This window comes from Lacticaseibacillus camelliae DSM 22697 = JCM 13995, from assembly GCF_001436615.1.
In the GTDB taxonomy this organism is placed as follows: Bacteria; Bacillota; Bacilli; order Lactobacillales; family Lactobacillaceae; genus Lacticaseibacillus; species Lacticaseibacillus camelliae.
This window is the reverse complement of the sequence record NZ_AYZJ01000054.1, coordinates 1-23,670: the sequence shown is the minus strand read 5'-3', so window position 1 is coordinate 23,670 and position 23,670 is coordinate 1. Positions and strand designations below refer to the sequence as shown.

Below are 23,670 nucleotides of genomic sequence, written 5' to 3'. Positions count from 1 at the left end.
CTAGACCACTATCAAGGATTCGTTATCATCGTTGCACTTGACTTGAAAATTGAGGCTCATTTTATTTTTCCTTTTTCTCGTCAACCAAAATGGTGCCGGCCGGCGGGTTTTGGTCTAGCGCACCAACCACTGGGTGCGGCTGGTAAGGGGCTTCCAGTGCTTTGACGTCTTCTTCGTCCAAATCCACCTGCTGGGCTTTAACCGCCTCGCGCAGGTGGTTTTCCTTGGTGGCACCAACGATTGGAGAGGCAACCCCTTTGGCCCACAGCCAGGCCAGGGCGACTTGACTCATGGCGGCGTGGCGCTTTGCCGCTACGGCTTCGACCTGTTTGATAATGGCCAAGTCGTTTTCTTCCATGTTGTCGTACTTACCCTTAGCCACCTTATCCGTGCGGCTGCGCAGCGTGTCGGTATTCCAGCCAGGATGGCTGAGGTGTCCGGCTGCAAGTGGACTATACGGCATCAGTGAGGCACCCCATTTTTGAGTCAACGGGATCAGGGCCTTTTCGTCCTCGCGGTACAGCAGATTGTAGTGGTTCTCCATGGTCTGAAAAGTGGCCCAGCCATGTTTTTGGGCCATTTGCTGCATGGCGTCGAATTGCTCAGGGTACATCGCGCTGGCGCCGATGGCCCGGACCTTGCCGGCGACGACCAGGTCGTTGAGCGCCGACATGGTTTCTTCAATCGGCGTGTCGTAGTCGAAGCGGTGAATGATGTACAGGTCAAGGTAGTCGGTGCCCAGCCGCTTCAAGCTGCCATCGATTTCGCGATGAATGGCGGCTCTGCTGAGTCGGCCTGGGTTGAAGTAGACCTTGGACGCCAAAACGACCTGGTCGCGAGGCACGTCGTTGTCGCGCAGGGCCTGGCCAAGGTATTCCTCACCAGTTCCTTTCGAGTAGGAGTTTGCAGTATCAAAAAAGTTGAGTCCGAGATTAAGCGCAGTCTTGACCATTTTTGTGGTGGCGGTCTGATCCAGCGTCCAAGCGTGCATGGTGCCGGCTTGACCAAAGCTCATACCGCCAACGCAAAGTCGAGAGACTGAGATGCCTGTTTGACCCAGTTTAATTTGTTTCATAGTTGTGCCCCTTTTCGTAGTGGTGCGTGTCCCTATTACACCACACTGGTGATTAGTTTAATTGAGCTTCCAGTACTTATTCTAACACCGTTTACTTGACTTCTGGCCGGCGCGAGAATGCGCTTGAAATGGCGGATTAATGATTGTGGTGAACACCATTCAAGCAATGGGCGGTAAAAGGTGAAAAGTAAGATTCGATTAGATTACGATGTTGATTTTCTCATCAAAACGATGTACCGTGTATTTAACAAAATAATTCGTCCATAAACCGTTGATGTGGAGATCAAAACTGTTGTGCACGCACAGAGAGCGACCGGAGCTGGGAATGTCGTCGAACGCAGGCAGTCAAATGGACCACTGAGGGACAGGCCAAAAGAACCTGAGCGCAGGTGTCGCGCACTTAGGACTTCAGATAACCAATCACGCGCTCAAGCGAGTGATTGGTTATCCGTGAGTCCGTTGCGGCACCGGCGCTCGCCGTCAAGTCAGCCTGTACGTGAGACATACGTCAGTTGTCGGAAGAGTGTTAGCTCTTCGCTAAGTGGGACGAGGTACGTGTTTTGAGTATCCGTCCAATTAAGGTGGCACCGCGGAAGAATCCGTCCTTAAACAGTAACTAGCTGTTTATGGGCGGATTTTTTGTGTATCTGGTCCAATGGAGGCTACTTTATGGCAATCAAGTTCGCACGTGTAGATGAACGGCTGGTTCACGGTCAGATCATGACCAGCTGGATCAAGCAGTACCCAGTGTCGCATATTTTGATTATCGATGATGCCCTGGCCGCAGACGAGTTTACTTCCTCGGTGCTGGCGATGTCCGCCCCGGCCGATATCACGATCGACATTCAGCCGGTGGCTAAGGCCGCTGAGATGCTTCAGGATGACAGTCAGCCCGACTTCTTTGTCCTGTTCAAAACGCCAGTCGCGGCCGCGGCACTGGTCAAGGCCGGCGCAGCTCTGCCCAGCCTCAACATCGGCAACATGGGCAGTGCACCAGACCGCACGCCGTTGACTCGTCGGGTTTTCGCTAACCAGACCGAACGCGCGGCCATGCATGAGCTGCAACAACTGGGAACCGACGTCTATTTGCAGATGCTGCCGAGTGACCGGCGCGTTGCTTATCAGCAGGAGGTGCGCGCATGAATACCTTCTTTATTGCAGTCATCATCGCGGCCTTGTGCTGGTTGACCAGTTCGGCGCTGCCGATGTGGTCGCGCTGGGCATTTTACTTCGGCGCGCCGCTGGTGGCCGGCCTGATCGACGGTCTGCTGCTGGGGCAGCTGACATACGGCTTGCAGGTTGGCGCAACGATTCAAATGGCGTACATTGGGCTGCTTGCTGTTGGCGGCACACTGCCGAATGAAATGGCCATCGCGGGTTACCTGGGCGTTGCAATGACGATGATGTCTGGTAGTTCCGCGGCCACGGGCCTGGCGATTGCGACACCCCTTGGGCTGCTCGGTGTGCTGTGTCAGAACGCCAAAATGGCGCTGAACCCGATCTGGGTCCACCGCGCTGACACTTATGCGGCGGCTGGGGATGTGCGCGGCGTGCGGCGAATGAACCTGTTTGCGTCGCAGATTGTGCCGTTTATTACGTATTTCATCCCTGCGTTTCTGTGCGTGTACTTCGGCGGTCATTACTTTGCAGCTTTCATGGCAGCACTGCCGGTGCAGATCACCAATATCTTGATGTTGATCGGCAAAATGATGCCGGCGCTGGGCCTAGCGATGCTGATGCAGGTGTTGGCGAAAAAGTCGACCATTCCGTTCATTTTGATTGGGTTCGCGCTTGCCGCTTATTTGAAACTCGACGTGATGGCCATCGCCATTATTGGGACCGGGCTCGCGCTGCTGCACTATTACTACATGCCACAAGGAGGTCAGCACGATGGAACAAACGCCAAAAAAGCTTAGTAAGAAAACGCTGCGGAAGACCTGGTTTGCATGGCAGTCTTGGGGCCAGATCTGCTACAACTACGAGCGGATGATGGGCCTTGGATTTGCCCACGCGATGTCTTATGTGCTGGAGGAGCTGTATCCCAATGACAAGGACAAGCTGGCGGAAGGCCTTACTCGTGAGCTGACGTATTACAATACGGAGAACACTTTTGGCTCCATGATTGCCGGCATTGTCGCGTCGCTCGAAGAGAAAAAAGCCAACGATGATTCCCTCAGCGGCGACATGATCAACAACCTCAAGGCCGCGTTGATGGGGCCGGTTGCCGGCATCGGCGATACCATTACGCAGTCGCTAGTCAAAGTTATCCTGCTGGGAATCGGCATTGATATGGCCAAAAACGGGAGCGCGCTGGGCCCAATTTTATTCGTCGTCCTGTTCTGCGCGTACGCGCTGATTGTCGGTCATATCTGCTTTTACTCGGGCTATCACTTGGGCCAAGCGAGTGTGACGAGTTTGCTCAAAGGCGGCAAGATTGCGCGTGTCACGGATTCGTTAGGTGCGCTGGGGATGATGGTGCTCGGGGCCTTGATTCCCACCACGATTACGGTGGGCACACCACTGAAATTTGCCGTAGGGCAGGTCAAAATCAATATTCAGTCCATTCTCAACAGTATTGTGCCGGACTTGCTGCCAGTGCTGCTGTTCTTGGGACTTTTCTACCTCCTGCGCAAAGGGCAAAAGCCTGTACGGCTGATGGGTCTCATTATTGTCGCGGCAATTGTGCTTTCACTGACCGGGATCCTGAAATAATCCGCAGATTAATGTCTCTGGAAAAAGCTTTGAACGCTCAGATTAGCTGAGGGTTTGAGGCTTTTTTATAACAAATTTCAAAATACTATGCATGCGCATATAAAAGTGGTACACTACTTTTGCTTTAGGATTGTATTGGTAGTTTGGTCCTAACTGAGGACCTGCACCAATTAATGTGAGCTGAAAAAAGTATAAACAGAGTGAAAGGGTCAGACCATTTGAGGCTGACCACTAAGGAGACAGATAAATGACAAAAACAATCATTATTACCGGTGCTAATTCTGGGCTGGGCTTTGAAACCACTAAGCAAATTGCTGAACAGGGGAGTGATTATCACCTGATCATGGCTTGCCGCAACATGGCGAAAGCGAGTGCGGCCCGCGAAGAGATTCTCAAGACTGCGCCAGAAGCTAACCTGACATGTCTTGAATTGGACACTTCTTCGCTTGCTAAAGTTCGGGCCTTTGTCGGGGCGTTCAAGGCGCTCGGTGAGCCGCTTTACGGCCTGGTTTGCAACGCTGGCATTGCCGGTCGCACGGCGAGTGAAACTGCTGACGGGTTCAACAATATTTTCGAGACCAATTACCTCGGCCACTTTTTGCTGGTGCAGTTGCTGCTGCCGCTGATGCAAGATGACAGTCGCGTTGTGACGGTCAGCAGTGAGCGCCACGATACTCCACTCAGGGGTGTTGATTGGCCAGGTGTCGAGGCATTGGCTTACCCTGGCCGGGATGCTGCGGCGGATCAGCGGAGTTATCTATACTCCAAGCTGTGCGCGGTCCTGTTCACCTACGAGTTGGATCGCCGTCTGACTGCTGCAGGCAAACACATCGTGGTGAACACGGTTAATCCAGGTCTCATGATCGAGACGGGGTTGTCCAAGAATAAAGCACGCTTCACGCCGGAAATGATGGCGCAGGTGGCGGACTTACTCAGCACCGCGAAGGACTCGGGGACTATGATCAAAAATCTGATGGTGGATGACAAGTTCGCTGAGGGTCCGGCACGGTATTTTGACCGCAGCAGTGACAAGCCGGTGCGGTCATCGGAAATGTCTTATGATCAGCAGATTCAAGATGAGCTTTGGAATTTCAGCATGAAGGCTGTGGGTTTAGCCCAGTAGTGTCAGAACATTGCGCCAATTAAAATATCCTCCTTGCCAATGGCCTTGACGTCGCTGACGAGGAGGATATTTTTCCGTCAGCCAAAAGGTCTTGTAGTACCCACTTTGGTGCCATAGGTGCTGGTCCGAAAGTCATCTAAAATTATTTTGAAGAAACACTATGCGTGCGCATATAAATGTGCTATACTCATTTTGCGTTGAGAATTAGCTACTTTTGGTAAGTAAATTGTCAAAGCGCTAAGGCCGGGTATTAACCGGTCAAATTTTTAGCCAATACTATGCGTACGCATATAAATCAAATCTGGCGGACTAAGCTAGATTGCCTACCATCGCGATTATTTTAGGAGGAATCAAGTTGAAACTTGTTACCGTTGAAGAGCATTATGATACAGATCGGAACATCAAGGAATTCAATCAGTACTCAGAAGTGAAGAACAACAATCCGCGCCAAGATCAGCTGCGCCCGGACCTCGTTGACTTCAGTAACAAGGTTGCTTACATGGATAAGTACGGGATCGATTTTCAGGTGATTTCCGATGCCGGCAATTCACCACAGGTCCTGCCCGATCAATACGCCGTTGATGGCGCGCACGCCCAAAACGAAACACTAGCCGAAAACATCAGCAAGTATCCGGATCGCTTTGCCGGCTTGGCAACCTTGCCAGCTAATACACCAGACGAAGCCGCTAAGGAGCTTGATTATGCGGTCACTAAATTGGGCTTGAAAGGCGGCATCATTTCCGGCAGCGTGAACGGCCAGTTCCTGGATGATCCGAAGTTTGAGCCAATCTTCGCGGCTGCTGACAAGCTGGGCACGACACTTTATCTTCACCCAGGCGTCATCAGCAACGATCAAAAGGCGATGCTGTACGACAGCAAGGCCTACAACGCATTAGGGGCCACGATGATGGCCGGGGCAATGTGGGGCTGGCACATGGAGCAGGGCATTCAGATGCTTAGGATCATCACGTCCGGCATCATGGAGAAGTACCCGCACTTCAAGATTGCTTCCGGTCACTGGGGTGAATTTGTCCCAATGTTCCCGGAACGGATCGATGGCTTCAGCCCAATTATCACTGATCTGCCGCTGAAGTTCTCGGACTACTACAAGCGTCAGGTTTACCTGTCACCATCCGGCATGTTCACTGCGCCGCAAATGCAGTTGGTCCTCACTGAGATGGGTGCCGATCACATCATGTGGTCCGAGGATTTTCCTTATGTTCAGTCCGGTAATGAAGTCCGTCAGTTCCTTGAACAAGCTGACATCACAGATGCGCAACGTGAAGCAATTGCCCACGGTACTGCTGAGACCGTCTTTGACCTTAAATAACGCAACTTCACACAATTAAAGGAGAACACACTTATGAAAATTGGAATTATCGGTGCCACTGGTCACGTTGGCCAGGCCATCATGAAAGAAGCAATTAACCGCGGCGACCAAGTCACGGCTATCGTTCGCAATGCCCAAAAGGCGAAGACCCTTTTCGATGATCAAGCGACCATTCTGGAAAAAGACGCCATGGCGCTGACACACAACGACTTATCAGACTTGGATGTGGTCGTTGACGCGTTTGCTTCGTCAACTCCTTACGAGCATGTCGACTTAGCGACGCGGTTGATCAGTTTCTTCCGCGAAGACAAAACGACCCAGTTGTTTTTTGTGATTGGTGCTTCCACACTGATCAAAGACGATGGCAGCACCCTGCTGGCGGATACGCAAAAGCGGTTTGCCGGCGAACCTTGGCTGGATGGAATGATCGAGCAAAATCGCGAGTTTGAATTTCTGAAGTTGGTTGACGATGTGCACTGGACTGCCATCACGCCATCCACCGATTTTACGGATGGACCGAAGACGGCCTATCGAATCGGCGGCAGCCACATCATCCAGAGTGCTGCAGGAAAAGAAGAAATTTCAGTGGCAAACTTCGCCGCTGCTTTGCTGGACGAAAGCGAGCAGCCAAAGCATACACGGGAACAATTCTCCGTAGTCGACGCCTAGAGAGGCCTTTGATGATGCGTGATAAAAACGATCAGACCATCATGAAACAATTACATGTCGCGTCCAATATTGCCCTTCGCGTGCTTGAACGGCGATTAAAACCGCTTGGCGTCAATAGCAGCCAGTATTTCTTCGTGTTGAAATTGCATGATGATCCTGGTGTCACCCAAGATCAACTGGTGCGGGAAGACAGCCGGCACCAAAGTAATGTCAACCGGGAAATTTCCCGGCTAGTCGACTTAGGCTTTGTCGATAAGCGTCAGTCCACAACGGATGGCCGGCGCTACCAGCTTTGGCTCACCGAAGCTGGTGAAGACTTGTATCCGAAAGTGAAGGCGGCGCTTGATGCCCAAGAGAAAGTCCTCAGTGAGTGCCTGACAGCCGCTGATGGACGCGTGACTCAGGCAGATTTCTTGGCCGTTTTACATCGAATCACACAGCTTGATTCAAAATAGACCCTTAACTTAGAAAGCAGGAATGTCATGCCAGCATTAACGCTTAATCAGCACACTTATCCAGATCTGATTATTCCAGATGGTTATCAGATCGTCGTTGAAAAATTAGTTCCACGCAACGGCAAGCAGGTTCACCTGCGTCGTTATCAGCCGGCCAGTTTGCCAAAAGAAGCGCTCAACCGTGAACACGTCACCGTGATTTATGGTGACGATGGCTACTTGTATTCCTACAACGCGTTGACTCAACCACTGACTGGTAAGTTACCCAGTGAGGATCAGGCTTTTGCCAAAGCTGAACAGATTTGGCAGGAAGTCGATCCCGCTTATCGCGAGCAGCTTGAAGAACTGCGCAGCTTGACCGGTCAGACGCGGACCTACGTTAATGCCCAAGGCCAGACGGTGACGATCCCGCTGGAATGGGCGAAGTATGCCAACATGGTCGATGACGGCAGTTACGAATGGATCGGCCTCGGCCCAAACGGGGTCGTTCTCGAGTTTGAACGCCAGAGTTACTGGGACTTCTCTGCTAATCGGCAGAAAACTGAGATGTGGAATGGCGATGACTGGATCCTTGCCCGGCGCGGGCTGGGTCCACAGCTGCCGGCGCCGCTTCCAGTGGCTTAAGACCCTAGCGCACAGAATCAAAATCCAGTCGATAAGCGGCTGGATTTTTTTGCCTGCGCTCATGATGCTCACCGGGGTTGTAAGGGCAGTCAGCCTCTGATGGTTTGATTTAAACTAAATAAACAATTAGTATTAAGAACGTTGAACCAGTTGGAAGATCTGGAAGCGATGGGGAATCAAATGAGTAAAACTAGTCAGAATTCGCACGCGATGGTTGTGCCACTAATGATTGCGGCCTTTCTATCGTCATTGGGCCAAAGCCTGATGACTGCCAGTGTGCCGCAGATTTCGCAGGCGTTTAACATTAGTGAGGCGCAAGGCGAGTGGCTGACGATGGGCTACATTTTAATTTTGGGTATCGTCTCTGCATTCACGGCTTTTTTGATCAACCGTATCCCGACTCGCCCCTTATTCCTGACGACGATGTGTCTGTTCACAGTTGGCATTGTGATCTCGCTGGTCGCCCCGAGTTTTCCGCTGCTACTGGTTGGCCGCTTGATTCAAGGGGTTGGCGCCGGCGTGATGCTGCCGTTGACGCAGGTCGTCCTGATGAACAGCTATCCCAGCAGTCAGCAAGGCGCGGCTTTTGCGGTGATGGGCATCGTGCTGGCATTTGCGCCGGCGATTGGGCCCACGATTGCCGGAGTGCTAAGTGATCACTTTGGTTTTCGGTCAATCTTTATCCTGATGTTGGTGATTGGTCTGGTTGCGCTACTAATGGGCGTGAGAATGGTGCACAACGTCGGTAAAACGACGACTGAAAGTTTGGACGTCATCTCGGCCATCCTGTATTCAATCGGCTTTGCGGTCCTCATGATTGGGGTGTCAGAGACCCAAGTGGTTGAGATGCTGATTGGGCTAGTTCTGTTAGTCGTCTTCGGTATCCGTCAGTTTCGAGTGCCGTCGCCATTTTTACAGTTGCGAGTGTTTAAAAGTCGGCGCTTCACTGTGACCATGACATTGATTGTCGTGGGCTATGCGGTCAACATGACCGACGTGATGCTGGTGCCGCTGATGCTGCAATCGGCGCTGGGTTATTCGGCCACGATTGCCGGGCTGGCGATGTTGCCCGGGGCGTTGTGCAACTTGGTTGCGAATCCACTGGGTGGGTGGCTGCTTGATCATAAAGGCGCACGCGTGGTCGGTATTCTGGGCACTGCCAGCGTTGCGCTTGGTGCCAGCGGCTTGGCCTTCGTCCTGCATGCGAACAGTCCGCTTTGGTTAGCAGCAGTGGGTTACATTTTGCTTAGTTTTGGGATGTCCTTGATCATGACGCCACTGGTACCATACGCGGTCAGTGAGCTGTCGGTGAAGGAAATGAGTCACGGCAACGCAATCATTGTGTCTGGCCGGCAGATGCTGGGGACGATTGTTGGCACTGCCTTAGTCGCCGTCACGGCTCAGGTGTCACCGGGTAAGGAAACCACAATTGCCGGAATCAACGTGGCCTACGCTATTTTGATGGTGATCGCGCTGCTTGGACTGGCGATTGCGGTAACGCTGTTGAAAAATCAGCGGATGGATGAAGAAGCGCTTTGATTGCCGCCGAAAATGCGCTTGCTTTTGCACATGAAAGTCATCAGGATTGAGATATGCGAACAATAGACGAAGAAAAAAAAGCCCGGGTCACGCGCGCCGTGTTGGCGCTGGTGAGCAGCGAAGGCATCCAGGGGCTGACCTTCAGTAAAATTGCGGCTCAGGCTGGGGTCAGTTCCGGCACGCCGTTTGTGTATTACCGAGACAAGGCGGACATGCTGGCCAAAATCTACGTGGCGGTCAAGGATGAGATCAATGCGGGCCTGGCAGTGGCAATCACGAAAGGTCAGACCATTCAAGCTCAGCTGCGGCTCGCGGCATTGTACATGGCCAAGATGGCATTAAAGTACCCGCTGGAGTGGCAATACATTGAGGCGGTTGAATCCAACCCTGGGGCAGTGTCGGATCAAGCACGCGCGCAGTTCAGACAAGTGGTCACGCCGCTGCGGCAGCTCTATGCACAGGCGATTGCTGCGGATCTCTTAGTGACTGCTGATCCTGACGATATTCACGTCCTGCTGTTTGCCCCGATGAAGGCGCTGCTCACGCGCAAGCAGGTCAATCACCAGACTGTGACCTTGGCTGATTTGCAGACTATCATTGACCTTTCTTTAGCTGGGTTGATTAAAAGTTAGACGGATACGGCCGCTCAATCACACGAAAAATTGAGCGGGCTTTTCGTTTTTGTGTGACGGCCCAGCTGTTCCTTCGCGCGTGGCGTTATAATCGAGAAAAGCGGGGGAACGAATCCAGAGTGGTTGGAGGATTTTAGATGCAACATCAAAAACGGTGGCTGACGCTTTCTGCAGTATGCGTGGCGGTTCTTGCGGTGATTGGCTGGTACGCCTATGGGCAGCGTCAGCGCGGGTTGATCGACGGGACTAGCACCACTGCAGCATTGACCTCGCAGAAGCAATTTTACCAGCAGTTCACGAAGCAGTACCCAGCCTTAAAGCCGGCGCTTGATCACGATGCTAAACCGGATACGTATGTGATTCCAGGACTGGGGCAAACCAAGTCATTGACGACAGGTGTCAAGGGCCAAGTCGGAATCAGCAAAACGATGGATCCGCAGGGCCTCACGGTGACGCCAAAATATGTCGTGATTTCGGCGTACAGTCGCGACAATCAGTATGATTCGGTGCTGTATTTTCTAAGTAAACGGTCCGGCCGCTTTGTGAAGCAGATGGTCCTGCCCAATGCTTCTCACGTCGGCGGCTTGGCCTACGACCCAGTCAGCAAGCGGCTGTGGGTGACGACTGAAACGGCGCAGAATACTGCGTCTCTTTCGGCATATGACGCAAAGACCTGGCAGCAAGCTAACTTTGCTCACGGCCATCACGCCAGTCAGTTTGACCAAGTCGTGTCGTTAAATCGGGTCAAGCGCGCCTCGTTTCTGACTTACCACAACAACGCGCTGTACGTTGGGTTCTTCGACCAAAGCACCCAAGGCAGTTTTGTGGCGCTGCCACTGACTGAACAGGGCATGCCTGATGTTGCCAATCGCCGCCGAGTCGAGCTGCGCGGTGCCAACCACCCAGGCAGTTATACGACGAGCAAGCGACTGCAGGGCGTCACGTTCTATCACGGCGAGATTTTATTTTCGCAGTCCTTTGGTCCCAATTCGTCCAGCATTCTGGCGTTTGATAACGATGGCCAGCGGACTTGGCTGGATTTCGACGGGGATGACACGCTGAAAACAGTGAAACTGCCGCCGTATCTGGAACAGATTTACGCGGATGGCGAGGATCTTTACGTGTTGTTTGAATCCGGCTCGGCGCGCTATCGTAAGGCCAAGTTGGGCTTGCACGCGGACCGCGTGGTGAAGCTGGATCTAGGCAACTTGATGAAGTAGCATTGGTGATACGCCAAAAGCCGGCTCAATTTCAAACACATTGAGTCGGCTTTTAAAGACCTGGCGGTTATTTTGCCCAAAGGCGAGGGATGAGTTGAAATATCGAATTCATTCCGAGACTGTAAGCCAATATTGTCCAGGGTTTACACAAAACAATAATGGTCACAAATTTTTTCAGCGACATTTTGGTCAGACCGGCCAGCATGCAGAGCAGGTCGTCTGGTACAACAGGCAGGAGAATCGCAATCGTGAACATGCGGTCAAAATTGCCTCCATTTAGGTAATGCTGGGATTTGGCGAGCGTTTTGGCAGGGACCAGATCTTCAAGAAAGCTTTTTCCAAAGCGGCGGACAAGACTGAACGCGGCGATCGAACCGAGACCGATGCCAACGTAATTATAGATAAAGCCCCAAACCGGTCCGAAAATGGCGACGGCAGCGATCGTGGATAGGCCGCCGGGAATAATGGGGAAAAAGACTTGGATGATTTGTAACCCAACAAACAGAGTCGGAGCCCAGAAGCCGGCCTGCTGCACGGTAGCCTGAATCGCCGCCAGAGAAGTCAGCCGATTGGTGCGCAAAGCAATCAAGGTCAGCACCAGCATAGCCATTAAGCCCAAAGCTTGGGCCAGTCGAAGCATTTTACGCGAGCGCGCCATCTGAGCCCTCCTTTCGCGAGCCTGAGTTTAGGAGAAGATGTGCTTGCTGAACACGTAGTTCAGGCCAATCACGACGACTTGATCAATGATTTTGACGATAATCGGTGAGCCGTGAAGAAGCGTCAAGCCAACAAACAAGATAGCGGTGTCGGCCAAAAGTGAGGCCCCACGCAGGCTGAAGAAGCTGACTGCCTCTTTGAACACGGTGCGTGGCGTCATGTCAGCAGAGGCAAAGACGACTTTTTTATTAGCAACAAAGGCGAACAGCACGCTGAGCACCCATGCCGCGATGTTGGCCCAGAACCAGGCGATGCCCAGATGCGTGAGCCCAAAGAACAGCACGATGTTGATCAGCGTGGTGAGGCCGCCGACGATGAGGTATCGTAAGGCCTCGCCGTACCTGACGTATAGCGTTGAAATCCGTTTATCCATGATACGACCTCCTAGAGGAATGGAGCAGACTCGTGTAGATGAGAGATGCCGTCTTGTGTTTGGTTCCGTTGATGACCAATGGTGAAGCACTCAGACGATAGCGGTAGGTGCGAACAACATCAACGGCTTGGTGCATGCGACTGCGGTTTTGCACGGTAATTTGATAGCGACCGCGGTCAAGGTTGTGATGCAGCCGATAAACCGAGCGCGCATCGGTGAGATGATAAGTTTTGCCGCTGGTTAGCTGGGTAAGTGTAACAGCGACCATTGACTGGGCGTGAATCTGGACAGAAAAATAATCCGCTGGGCCATTCAAAGTCACTTTCTCAGTCATTAGAGTCCCCGGTTTGATCTGGGTCGGCTTCGCGTGGTACTGCTCAGACAGCTGACTGCGCTGAGCTGCCACCACCGCCGTTTGCGGCTGGATGGTGCCCACAAGGTGACTCAAGCCGAGCATACTGGCTAACGTCAAGACAAGGACAGTTGGCGGTAGCCACGCCGGGCGGTTGACGGCGGATTTCGACTTGACCGGAAGGGGGACACTGGCCAAGACAAACAGGGTCAAGGGCAGAATAATTTGGCCGTAACGGGCTTCGGTTTCCCAAAGCAGCGTGTGGAAAGCGAGGTAACCCAGTGCCGTGATCAGGGCAAGCATTCCAGCAACCTCACTGCCTTTTTGCCAATCCGGCTGCCATCCGAGCAGCCGCATGATCAGGGTCAACCATAGGGTCAAGGTCGCCGCCGTGTAGCCGACTGCGGTGAGCACCTGAAGCGTCTGTGCATGTTGCTGGTACCAAGTCGGTGCGGCGCGAAAACCGCCGTTGTACCAATTCCCAATGTGCTGAACGTTCAAGAGGATACCCAGCTTGGTCACCCACAGTTTGACGAGCCCCAAGGGTCCAAGGTGAGCAACGCGCTTATTGATTGACGTGAGGTCGTGGCGCTGCCGGGCCGCTTGGCTTGGCAATTGGATAGCCACCTTTGCGTCGTGTTTAGAATACATGCCGTTACTTTTGGCGTTGACGCCCATTAACAGCCAGTTCGTGGTGGGGAAAGCAAATTCTGTCTTTGGAGTGTAATGACTGACCGCATCGATGCCCTTATTGGCTGGGACACTTAGCCCAAAACCGACTACGACGAGGACCATCGGCAGCCATAATTTCAGCGGTTTTAGCAAATGCCGATGATGCAGGATCAGGGCGATAATTGCGAGCGCCGGGATCAGCACAATGAGATTTGGTTTGATCAGTGCACCCAGTACAACGGCGACAGTCAGTCCAATGCCTGCTCGCACCTGCTGAGCAGGCGTGTTACTTGGCCATTGCCAGAAAATACGTATGATGATCAGCAGAAGCAACATCGACGGCAGATCGGAATAAAAAACCTGCAGAAAGTAGGTATAAGCGAAGGGCGTGCAGGCGAGAAAGGCAAAACTGCCCAGCAGCAGGCTGTTGCGGTGGCTGAGCTGCCACACTGTGCGTAGTGCGAGCACAATGAAACAGTCAAGCAGCAAGAGGCTTAGAAGATGCACGGCGCCGTTTGTGGTCAGTCCAATCAGATTGTTTAGCCGCAGCCACATAGATAATAGGTAGGCCAATGGCACGTTGTTGGCATAGCGCCAGAAGTATGTGATGTGCCACGTCAGGTGACCAGCCGCCAATTGATCGGCTTGCGAAAGGAGCCGGTAAGGGTCGTGGTAAACCGTGACCGGCATACTTTTGAGGACCACCAGCTGACCGATCACCATGAGCACCAGACCAATTCCGACGCCCCAGATCACCTTTTTCGCAGCAAGACGGTTGAGTTGCGGTCCAATTAAACGTGAAGAGGCAAAGAGGAGCACAGCCGTAACAAGCACCGCGAGCCCTGCGCCTGAGACCAAGTTGCTGATGAGGCCAACAAGCAAGCAGCCGATGAGAATCAAAGGCAAAACAGCCGGTTTATATTTTCGTGTCATCAGGATCACCTAATTCAGTTTGGCTTGGATCGTGTAGCGTGGCCGTTCCTTGACTTCATTCATCAGCTTGCCGATGTACTCACCAATCACGCCGAGGCTGATCATTTGCACGCCGCCGATGAACCACAGCGAAACCATCAGCGAGGACCAACCATGAACGGTGAGCCCGAGCATTTTCATGATGACTGCGTACGCCATCATGGCGATGGCCAGCAAAGTGGCGGCGGTCCCGAGAATCAGGATGAGCCGCACTGGCGCGATGGTCAGGCTGGTGATGCCATCCCAGGCAAAAGCAAGCATCTTTTTGAGCGGATACTTGGATTCACCGGCCATGCGCGGGGTGCGCTTGTAGTAAACGGCGTCGGTTTTGTACCCGAGCTTGGGAATGATACCGCGGATGAACATGTTGCGCTCCGGATAGCTGAGAAAAGTCTCCACCGCGCGCTTGGACATGAGCCGAAAATCGGCGTGGTTCGGCACTAACTCGACACCGAGTAGCTTGAGGATTTTGTAATAGCCCTGCGCCGTGGTGCGCTTAAACCAGCTGTCGGTGTCGCGATTGTTGCGAACGCCATACACAATGTCAGCGCCGTCGGCATATTTATCGACCATTTCGCTAATTTTATCCGGATCATCTTGCAAATCGGCATCGATGGTCACAATCATGTCCGCAGTTTTAATCGCCTCTGCCATGCCGGCAATCAGTGCCGACTGATGGCCAAAATTGCGGGAGAAGCGCAGTCCGCGCACGCGCGAGTGCGCTTGGTGAAGCTGGTTGATGATCTCCCAGGTGCGATCAGTTGAGCCATCGTCGACAATGAGGATATCTGCCCGCTGGCCCATCACATTCCGTTCAGCGATTTTTTCTTCGATACTGAGCAAGCGCTGAATTGAGGAGGGTAAGACTTCTTCTTCATTGTAAGCAGGAACAACGATCGTTAATTTTTGTGTGTCCATAATGTTTGAATCCTTTCTGGAATCCACCGCCGCAGCGCGTCTTGAACGGCCGCAGCAAATGGGGTGATGATCAACCAGTAGCCGGTCGCCAGCAGCACGCTGGCAACGACATCGGTGGCAAAGTGATCACGCAGGTAAACGCGTGACGCGGCGACCAGGCCGATCCAGATCATACCGGCGAGCACCGCCACTAACTTAGTCTCCTGGTCATGAAGCAGTGGCAGCCCAAGCATCAGCAGGGTGAAGACGAACAGCACGGTGCAAAAGGTGTGGCCGCTGGGGAAACTGTAGCCGGTGTCCGGAACCAGTTGGTGCAATGGTCTTGCGCGTGCAACCAACTGCTTGATGATCTCAGCAATTGCGGAGCCAAACAGCTGAATGCCGAAGGCCCACAGTGCGGTGATGAGATCCCGTTTGATCCATAAGAAGAGGCATAGCACTGCCGTCAGCCCAATCACCGTAGCAGGACTGCCAAGCGTGCCGACGAGTTTAAAAATGCCGGTGTTCAGTGGACTTTCCGCACTGGCGAAAAAGCCGCTCACTGCGCGATCAAAGCCGCGGACCCATGGCGCATGATCGGCAACGCCCCACGCGAGACCGGCAAAGAGCAGGAGTAGGAATAACCCACTGGCGACGAATGTTTTGACTTTACTATTCAATGGGTTCACCTCGGCGATTGCACAGGCCCATAATTGCAGCGGGGAGCAACGAAATGGCGATAATTGCAAGCATGATCAATTCAAAGTGGGCTTTCACGACTGCGATGTTGCCGAAAAAGTAACCACTACCCAGCGCCACCAACACCCAGCTCAGGCCACCCAGCACGTTGTAAAGGGCAAAGTCGCGGTAGCGCATTTTGCTGATGCCGGCGGTAAAGGGGATGAAGGTGCGAATGATTGGGACGAACCGACCAAGAAAAATGGCCGGCTTGCCGTGCTTTTTGAAAAAGCGTTGGGACCGCTTGATGTAATTCGGCTTGATCAGCCGGCTGAGTTTCTGACTTTGCATCAGGTAGTTGCCGAAGTGTTCCCCGATTTCAAAATTCAGCGCGTCGCCGGCGATGGCGGCGATGCTGAGCAGGCCGATCAGCAGCCAGATGTTGAGACCCTGATTGTTGAGGGCGGCCAGCGAGCCACACAGGAACAGCAGGGAGTCCCCAGGCAGGAAGGGGAGAATCACGACGCCGGTTTCGATAAAAATCAGGCCGAAGAGCCCGATGTAAATTAGGTTACCGAATTGGCTGATCCATTGCGGTAAGAGCTGACTGAGGTTGGGTATTAAGCTTAATAGTAAGACTGACATGCGGAATCCCCTTTACTTTGTCATTTGCTGATGGTTCCAGCTTATTTCACCAAGGGCGCGCCTCCCACTCATGAAAACTAAAGCCAAACTCAAAATTTTTCAGGTGGGGCGGCGAAACGCCTAGATTTCAGGCCCATTTTCTGAAAAAAATTAAGATAAAGCCTGTCACAGCCGAAAAAACGTCCTGCAAATTTTTTTGCAGGACGTTTCATGTGCTATTTAGTTGGGAAAGTAAGCGTGAAAATCGTGCCGTGTGGTTGGTTGTCGGCCACGGTCAGCACGCAGTTGGTCAGCTTTGCCATTTGCGTGGCGATTGCCAGACCTAAGCCGGTGCCAAACACGGTGCCGCGCACGTCTGCGCTGCGGTAGAACCGCTCAAAAATGTGCTGCTTATCCTCATCGCTGATGCCGCTGCCTTGGTCCTTGACTGCGATGACTGGCGCACCAGCAGACACGTTAAGCGTCACGTCGATCTGACTGTCGGCAGGTGAGTACTTGGCCGCGTTTGTGACCAGATTGCTGATGATTTGTTCCAGCGCACTTTCGTTGCCGATGACGTGGACGTCATCGGCGATGTCTGCCTTCACCTCTTGACTAATGGTGCCAGTCAGTTTTTGCATGATGGTTTGTAGCGATTCGCTCAGGTTCATTTCTGTTAGGTCAAGGGCGAGGCGGTCGGCTCGGGAAAGTTGCAGCAACTCATCAATCAGCTGCTGCATTTGCCGCGATTCCTCAGTGATGTACTTCACGGATTTGCCGACGATTTCCGGGTGTGCCTCGCCGTGGCGCTCGATCAACTGGGCGTGGCTGCGAATCGTGGCGATTGGGGTCCGCAGTTCGTGGGCCGCGTTCATCACAAACAGTTTTTGTTGCTGCTGCCGCTCGTCCAGCAGACTCAGCAGTTCGTTGAAGTTGGTGGCGAGTTCAGTCACTTCCGTCGGCTGCGCCGGCACCGGCAGCTTCATTTCACCAGGTTCCTTGGCTGAAGCGATGACTTTGGTGGTGCGTGAGAGACCCGTCAGCGGATCCGTCAGGCGCTTGGTCAGCCGCCGGATGTAAAACGGCGTGATGAGCAACGTCAGCGCCAGCAGCAAGACCGTCACCTGAATGACTCGGACCAGGACCGCCAACTGGGGGTCCATGTTTTGCCACAGCGTGTAGTAAATTCCGCGGGCATGGGCGGTCCGGTGATACAAGATCCCTAGTCCTGGCCGAAGATAGGTATTCGTCAGCAAGGGAATTTTGATTGGTGCGACTTTGAGCATTTTCTCTGTCTGAGGAGACAGGTACTGCTTTCTTTTTGCATCCTTGCGCTCATTGTGGACGACAACGTAGCTTTGACTCGTGTCGATGGTACTGTTGCGTCGCCAATTCTCCCAGTCGTCATCACCGTCGATATCAGTCTTTTTGAGACTGCTGGTAATGTGAGAAGTGGTGGCACTGACTTCTTCCAGCATCTGGTGACCCACCGCCAGCACAATCGCGACGCCTAAGAGAATTGTCACCGCGATGATCAGCTTCATCAGGCTGCGCAGCATGATGGCGGCGCTGGACTGATTGCGTTTTTTCATGTGAGTCACTCCTTGGCGACTTGGGCCGAGAGCATGTAGCCGACGCCGCGGACCGTGTGGATCAGTTTCTCCTCGTTGGGGTTGCTGTCGATTTTACTGCGCAAGTTGCGGACATACACGTCCAAAATATTTGGCTGACCATCAAAGTCGACGCCCCAAACGGTATCTAGGAGTTTCTCACGGGAGCAGGGCTCATTTTGCTTGGAGATCAGGGCCACCAGCAGCTCGTATTCGCGCTGCGTCAGCTGAATGATTTTGTCGCCGCGGGTAACGCGCTTCGCATCGGTGTCCACGACCAGATTGCTGACCGTGTATGTGGTGGCTGAATTGACCGCGGGCTGGCTATGTCTGAGCGCAACCTCGACTCGCGCAATCAGCTCTTCCATCTCAAACGGTTTGGTGATGTAATCATCGGCGCCGCCGGTCAGCCCGGCCACCTTATCGCCAATGTAGTCCCGCGCAGTCAGCATGATGATTGGAATCTGGCTTGTCTTGCGAATGCGGCGCAGCACACTGAACCCATCCAGGTGCGGCAGCATCCAATCCAGAATGATCAGGTTCACTTGGGCCTCGTTAGCGTGAAACAGATCCAGTGCCTCGAGGCCGTCTTTGGCCCAGATCACGTTATAGTCCTCTAGTTCAAATTCAGTGGTCAAGGAATCGGCCAGGGCGGCCTCGTCTTCAACTAAAAGTATGGTTGTTTTCAAAAAGCTTTCCTCCAACCGGGGTGTTGTCTTTTTATCAATTTCCGGCGTTATATCAGCAGTTTGTATATTCTAGTTTAAGCCAGTTTATTTCAAATTACCCTGTAGGAATACTAAATCAATTCTAAAGAATCTTCAGAATACCCGACAGAGGCTATATGGGAAGAGTCGGTTTAAAGACGGTCGGCTAATCTGTGCCATTGTGAAGGACCATTGAACTAAGGTCAGGGTTAGAGATGGCGATGGCTCAAATGTATGAATATTCGTGAATATTCCGGTATCAGAATGGTAAATTTTTTGTTCACACAAATATTTTATGGAAATCGCATAAAACGTATCCATACGTAGGAATACTGTTAAATAGGCGCTTTGGTCCTTAAAGCTTTTCCAAAAATATAAAAGTTTTTTTGCCTAATTGATTTAACCCCTGAGTATTCTAATGCTATACTCTTCACAACGTTAGGTTTGTATACCCGGCTAAGCTTTTCTTGGCTCGGTGTTTTACTTAATTTGAGGAGGAGTGTTATGAAATCACGACCAAAAAATAGTCCTTTAGTGGGACGCTCAGATCCTGTCGCAAAAGACTATAAGATGTACAAGGCCGGTAAGTTCTGGCGTTTTGCCTTCACTATGTTTGCGGGGACAGTCATCGGCGGCAGCATGATGACTTTGCCGAATTTGTTGCCGGATTCTGGCATTCATGTCGTCAAAGCAGCGGCTGGGGATCCGTTGAGTGAAACTCGAAACTCCGATGTGTACAATACGATTAATGGGAAAAAAGTCTATGCCACAATCACCGTATCAGGGACTGATGATGGTAATGGGCATTTGGCTGTTAATAAGCCGATTGAACTGACGGTCGATGGCTTACCCAAAGCAATCTATCTTGAACCTGTCACCTTGGCAAATACCACAACTGGGACCAAGTCGGATCCAGTGGAACTTAATATTGGCCAAGTTGGGCAAACTGGCGGCTTCTTTGGGTTTGGTGCGAGCAAAACAGTTAGCGGCGCTGGTGTCTTAACCTATACGTTTGATGCAGCAACGGTTGAAAAATTGTTTGGGGAGAGCGGGGGACATGTGGCAGTCTATGTTCAACCACTTTCTCCTAACGCAACTGAACTGCAAGACATTGAGATTTCCAACGATGATGGGGAAATTCTTACGCCCCCGGATAAGGGGGGGGACCGGTGGCGGTGACAATCCAAACGAAACCAATACTGCCAAGCCTTTCCCAGTGACTTACAAGTATCTTGACGAAAACGGTACGGAGATTCCCAACTCTGCCCAAACTGTCGATGTTCCAGCAGACGGCACAATTGACTTTTCTCCATTAAAGCCACCTGCTGGTTATACTTTTGATCCAACACTGACCAAGGTCGACGTTGGCTCTTCAGCCGTTGCTGATTCGCTTCAAAGCATCATCAGTGGTGCCAAAGATTTTGACAGTCTGAACTCTTCTTTAGCAACTTTGGCACACCCAAGTCAGTTTATTGATTACGGGAGTAACGAGCTGACTATCACGTATCAAGGCAAGAAAATCGACACTACCCACATGGTGTCATTTAAATTGGTTGATCAGGATGGTAATCCTGTTAAGAATACCAATAACGTATCAACTTTCCAGGTTGCCAAGTATCCTTACTCCACGGGAACCACGATTACTACCTCGGGGCTGAATTTCAATGTGCCTGGCTACACAATGCGGCCTAATGATGCGACTAAGAAGTATACTGTAACAAGCACACCTGGTGACCAAGTTATCACGGTCATTTATGACAAGGACAAGACGGGCACAGTGACGGTTAACTTGGTCGATCAGGCGACCGGCGAGTTAGTCGATGCTGGCACGAAGAAGAACACCTACTCTTACCAAGGTAAAGTTGGTGAAGCGGTTGATTTTGCTAAGATGGGGATTGATAAAGACATCTCCGGCTATACGTTGGTGAGTGACGGTACAACTGCCCAGGCGACGATTGCTGAAGACAACAAACCGGTTCTGATTACCTACAAGAAGGATGAGAAGGGTACAGTGACCGTCAACCTAGTTGATCAGGCAACTGGAGAGCTGGTCAACGCCGGGACTAAGAAGAATACGTACTCGTATGAAGGAAAAGTTGGCGAAGCGGTTGATTTTTCCAAAATGGGGATTGATAAAGACATTTCTGGCTATACTCTGGTGAGTGATGGCACAACTGCCCAGACGACGATTGCGGAAGACAACAAACCGGTTCTAATCACCTACAAGAAGGATGAATATAAGGGTACGGTGACCGTTAAACTAGTTGATCAGGCAACTGGAGAGTTGGTCAACGCCGGGACTAAGAAGAATACGTACTCGTATGAAGGAAAAATTGGCGAAGCGGTTGATTTTTCCAAGATGGGGATTGATAAAGACATTTCTGGCTATACTCTGGTGAGTGATGGCACAACTGTCCAGATGACGATTGCGGAAGACAACAAGCCGGTTCTCATCACCTACAAGAAAAAGGATGAGGGGCCGAAAATCTATACGCCTGATCATCCTGGGTCACTCAACAATGGCGATCCTAACGGGAGCCTTGCGAGGTATCTCAACGGGGTTATTACTGAGAAGATTGACTACACAGGTGATGTGACAGGTTTGCCTGCTGATAAAACTGTGGCCTCAGTAAAAATTTATCGTACAGCCACTGCGACTGGAAATGGTACGGTCACGTACTCTCCTTGGACAACAAACGCATCAGGGGTTGGCGGGGATGATGAACTTGTGCTAGTTGATCAGATCACTGACAATCCGCAGTTTGTTCCCGTTGTTGCAGGCGCGACCGGCAAGATTGATGAAGCGACGAATCAACTTGTTAAGTCGCCTCTATTAACCACTTCTGGGGAGCTACCTGCTAATATCAAGGACACTGCGGATCTTCAAGGGGGTACAGCTCTTACTGCTTTTGAAATTACGCGTACTGTTAACTACAGTAAGACTGAACCAAACCTACAGGAGCACCAGGCGCCGAAGGATCCAAGCCTTCCGCACTATGAAGAGACACACAAGACTCTGACTATCACGGTTCAATCGGTTCGTGATGATCAGACCCAGGAATTGTCTAAGCAAGATTTGATTTTCTCTCGGCCATACACAGTGGATGAAAATGATCCAAGCGGTAAGATTGTTAGTTTTGGTGCATGGAGCCAAGACACTGCATTCAAGACGGTCACACCACCGGTGGTCCCAGGTTACACTGCATCTCCAGCAAATGTCACTGATGCAGTAGCTGGCAAAGAAGGAATCTCCGTTCAACAGGCAGCAAAGCTTTTTATTGCTGCGGATAGCGATGACAATAGTAGTTCTACCATTACTGTTACTTATACGCTGACGCCTCCAGAAAAGGGCAGTGGCACGGTTCACTACGTTTATCAGGACGTCAATGGCGTGGAGCTACAGCCGCCAGTCACGGTTTCTGGCGATCAGGGTTACGATTACTCGAAAGACTATAGTATTCCCGATACTCTGAGTGGTGAAGGCCTCGATTTGCCTGATGCTGGCGGAACACTGGACACAAGCGTGCTTTATTACTATGCCACGGCAGATATGAACGGTGGACAAATCAATACTCTGCCGGATGACAGTACTTCAGATTCTGCTTTCGGTACGCAAGGTCAAGATATTTGGGTCATGTACGTCGCAAAACCTAAGGCTGGCGAAAAGGGACCATCCGGCGATGCTGGTACCCCGCTCACAATCAAGAGCAAGGTGCCGGATAAAGATGGGAATATCGTAGTCACCTTCTCGGATGATTCGACTATCACGATTCCCAAAGGCGATACTGGTGATCAAGGCCCGCAGGGTGAAAAAGGCGATACTGGTGCCCAAGGTCCGCAGGGTGAAAAAGGCGATACTGGTGCCCAAGGCCCACAGGGTGAAAAAGGTGACACCGGGGCAACAGGTGCTGATGGTGCCAAAGGTGACACTGGTGCGCAAGGCCCTCAGGGTGAAAAAGGCGATACTGGTGCCCAAGGTCCTCAGGGTGAAAAAGGTGATACCGGTGCTACAGGCGCTGATGGTGCCAAAGGCGACACTGGTGCGCAAGGCCCACAGGGTGAAAAAGGTGATACCGGTGCTACAGGCGCTGATGGTGCCAAAGGCGATACTGGTGTGCAAGGTCCTCAGGGTGAAAAAGGCGATACCGGAGCTACAGGTGCAGATGGTGCCAAAGGCGATACTGGTGCGCAAGGTCCTCAGGGTGAAAAAGGCGATACTGGTGCGCAAGGCCCGCAGGGTGAAAAAGGTGACACTGGTGCTACAGGCGCTGATGGTGCCAAAGGCGATACTGGTGCGCAAGGCCCTCAGGGTGAAAAAGGCGATACCGGAGCTACAGGCGCTGATGGTGCCAAAGGTGATACTGGTGCGGCCGGTGAGAGTGCTTATGAGACTTGGCTGAACAAGAAGCCAACTGAAGATACGAACAGTGATGGTAGTATCGATGCCAAGGACAAAGATCTGAACAGCGATGGGACCGTTGATGACAACGACTTCAACCAGACAATCAAGGGTGACAAGGGCGACACGGGTGACACCGGCGCAGCCGGCGAGAGTGCGTACGAGACATGGTTGAACAAGAAGCCAACTGAAGACCGCAACAGCGACGGTACTATCGATGATAAGGACAAAGATCTGAACAGCGATGGGACCGTTGATGACAACGACTTCAACCAGACGATCAAGGGCGA

22 protein-coding genes are annotated in these 23,670 nt (G+C 52.1%); 13 read left to right on the top strand and 9 right to left on the bottom strand.

The genetic code is table 11. From position 1 onward, the window contains the following. Window positions 1-61 precede the first annotated feature (61 nt). On the bottom strand, window positions 62-1,075 hold the full coding sequence (locus tag FC75_RS09110; RefSeq protein ID WP_056989709.1) for an aldo/keto reductase: 1,014 nt from the start codon (window positions 1,073-1,075) through the stop codon (window positions 62-64). Window positions 1,076-1,744: 669 nt separating this feature from the next. Here FC75_RS09110 and FC75_RS09105 point away from each other — a divergent pair. From FC75_RS09105 to FC75_RS09055, 11 genes are all read left to right on the top strand, one after another. Next, window positions 1,745-2,218 carry a PTS sugar transporter subunit IIB gene (locus FC75_RS09105; RefSeq protein ID WP_056989708.1) on the top strand — a complete coding sequence of 158 codons (474 nt, stop codon included), beginning with the start codon at window positions 1,745-1,747 and terminating at the stop codon, window positions 2,216-2,218. Continuing rightward, window positions 2,215-2,991 (top strand): PTS mannose/fructose/sorbose/N-acetylgalactosamine transporter subunit IIC, encoded by a 777-nt coding sequence (locus FC75_RS09100; RefSeq protein WP_056989707.1) that lies wholly within the window; start codon window positions 2,215-2,217, stop codon window positions 2,989-2,991. The genes FC75_RS09105 and FC75_RS09100 overlap by 4 nt, the downstream gene beginning before the upstream one ends. Then, entirely contained in the window at window positions 2,966-3,787 is an 822-nt protein-coding gene (locus FC75_RS09095; protein ID WP_056989706.1) for a PTS system mannose/fructose/sorbose family transporter subunit IID, read from the top strand. Before FC75_RS09100 ends, FC75_RS09095 begins: the two co-directional genes overlap by 26 nt. Window positions 3,788-4,034: 247 nt before the next feature. Continuing rightward, complete coding sequence (locus FC75_RS09090) at window positions 4,035-4,910, top strand: SDR family NAD(P)-dependent oxidoreductase (protein ID WP_054664317.1); 876 nt, start codon at window positions 4,035-4,037, stop codon at window positions 4,908-4,910. Window positions 4,911-5,265: 355 nt separating this feature from the next. Continuing rightward, complete coding sequence (locus FC75_RS09085) at window positions 5,266-6,240, top strand: amidohydrolase family protein (RefSeq protein ID WP_054664320.1); 975 nt, start codon at window positions 5,266-5,268, stop codon at window positions 6,238-6,240. 33 nt (window positions 6,241-6,273) lie between these two features. Further along, window positions 6,274-6,909 carry an NAD(P)-dependent oxidoreductase gene (locus FC75_RS09080; RefSeq protein WP_056989705.1) on the top strand — a complete coding sequence of 212 codons (636 nt, stop codon included), beginning with the start codon at window positions 6,274-6,276 and terminating at the stop codon, window positions 6,907-6,909. Between the two features lie 41 nt (window positions 6,910-6,950). Continuing rightward, a complete protein-coding gene (locus FC75_RS09075; protein WP_235808728.1) occupies window positions 6,951-7,364 on the top strand; it encodes a MarR family winged helix-turn-helix transcriptional regulator in 414 nt (137 codons plus the stop codon). Window positions 7,365-7,391: 27 nt separating this feature from the next. Next, window positions 7,392-7,988 carry a hypothetical protein gene (locus FC75_RS09070; RefSeq protein ID WP_054664333.1) on the top strand — a complete coding sequence of 199 codons (597 nt, stop codon included), beginning with the start codon at window positions 7,392-7,394 and terminating at the stop codon, window positions 7,986-7,988. A gap of 180 nt (window positions 7,989-8,168) precedes the next feature. Beyond that, the gene (locus FC75_RS09065) at window positions 8,169-9,527 is read left to right on the top strand and encodes a DHA2 family efflux MFS transporter permease subunit (protein WP_162261108.1); all 1,359 of its coding nucleotides are present in this window, start codon (window positions 8,169-8,171) and stop codon (window positions 9,525-9,527) included. Between the two features lie 53 nt (window positions 9,528-9,580). Then, window positions 9,581-10,159 carry a TetR/AcrR family transcriptional regulator gene (locus FC75_RS09060; protein WP_054664339.1) on the top strand — a complete coding sequence of 193 codons (579 nt, stop codon included), beginning with the start codon at window positions 9,581-9,583 and terminating at the stop codon, window positions 10,157-10,159. A gap of 137 nt (window positions 10,160-10,296) precedes the next feature. Further along, window positions 10,297-11,379: a hypothetical protein gene (locus FC75_RS09055; RefSeq protein WP_054664343.1), complete on the top strand. Its 1,083-nt coding sequence runs from the start codon at window positions 10,297-10,299 to the stop codon at window positions 11,377-11,379. Window positions 11,380-11,446: 67 nt separating this feature from the next. On the opposite strand, the gene FC75_RS09050 is transcribed toward FC75_RS09055, so the two are convergent. From FC75_RS09050 to FC75_RS09015, 8 genes are all read right to left on the bottom strand, one after another. Next, window positions 11,447-12,037 carry a TVP38/TMEM64 family protein gene (locus tag FC75_RS09050; RefSeq protein WP_056989702.1) on the bottom strand — a complete coding sequence of 197 codons (591 nt, stop codon included), beginning with the start codon at window positions 12,035-12,037 and terminating at the stop codon, window positions 11,447-11,449. 27 nt (window positions 12,038-12,064) lie between these two features. Beyond that, a complete protein-coding gene (locus FC75_RS09045) occupies window positions 12,065-12,469 on the bottom strand; it encodes a GtrA family protein (protein WP_054664346.1) in 405 nt (134 codons plus the stop codon). Beyond that, on the bottom strand, window positions 12,462-14,426 hold the full coding sequence (locus tag FC75_RS09040) for a glycosyltransferase family 39 protein (RefSeq protein ID WP_054664349.1): 1,965 nt from the start codon (window positions 14,424-14,426) through the stop codon (window positions 12,462-12,464). Before FC75_RS09040 ends, FC75_RS09045 begins: the two co-directional genes overlap by 8 nt. A gap of 9 nt (window positions 14,427-14,435) precedes the next feature. Next, a complete protein-coding gene (locus tag FC75_RS09035; RefSeq protein WP_056989701.1) occupies window positions 14,436-15,383 on the bottom strand; it encodes a glycosyltransferase family 2 protein in 948 nt (315 codons plus the stop codon). Continuing rightward, window positions 15,365-16,051 carry a phosphatase PAP2 family protein gene (locus tag FC75_RS09030; RefSeq protein WP_420843318.1) on the bottom strand — a complete coding sequence of 229 codons (687 nt, stop codon included), beginning with the start codon at window positions 16,049-16,051 and terminating at the stop codon, window positions 15,365-15,367. Before FC75_RS09030 ends, FC75_RS09035 begins: the two co-directional genes overlap by 19 nt. After that, entirely contained in the window at window positions 16,035-16,685 is a 651-nt protein-coding gene (locus FC75_RS09025) for a VTT domain-containing protein (protein ID WP_054664355.1), read from the bottom strand. Before FC75_RS09025 ends, FC75_RS09030 begins: the two co-directional genes overlap by 17 nt. Before the next feature lie 215 nt (window positions 16,686-16,900). Then, window positions 16,901-18,256, bottom strand: coding sequence for a sensor histidine kinase (locus FC75_RS09020; RefSeq protein WP_056989700.1), 1,356 nt, complete (start codon window positions 18,254-18,256; stop codon window positions 16,901-16,903). A 5-nt stretch (window positions 18,257-18,261) separates the two neighbouring features. After that, the gene (locus FC75_RS09015) at window positions 18,262-18,963 is read right to left on the bottom strand and encodes a response regulator transcription factor (protein WP_054664361.1); all 702 of its coding nucleotides are present in this window, start codon (window positions 18,961-18,963) and stop codon (window positions 18,262-18,264) included. A 522-nt stretch (window positions 18,964-19,485) separates the two neighbouring features. Between FC75_RS09015 and FC75_RS12800 the strand changes: the two genes are divergently transcribed. Both FC75_RS12800 and FC75_RS09005 read left to right on the top strand, forming a co-directional pair. Then, window positions 19,486-20,160: a KxYKxGKxW signal peptide domain-containing protein gene (locus tag FC75_RS12800; RefSeq protein WP_056989699.1), complete on the top strand. Its 675-nt coding sequence runs from the start codon at window positions 19,486-19,488 to the stop codon at window positions 20,158-20,160. Continuing rightward, window positions 20,111-23,670: MucBP domain-containing protein (locus FC75_RS09005; protein ID WP_202813286.1), on the top strand; the 3,560-nt coding region annotated here is incomplete at its 3' end. The genes FC75_RS12800 and FC75_RS09005, both read left to right, overlap by 50 nt.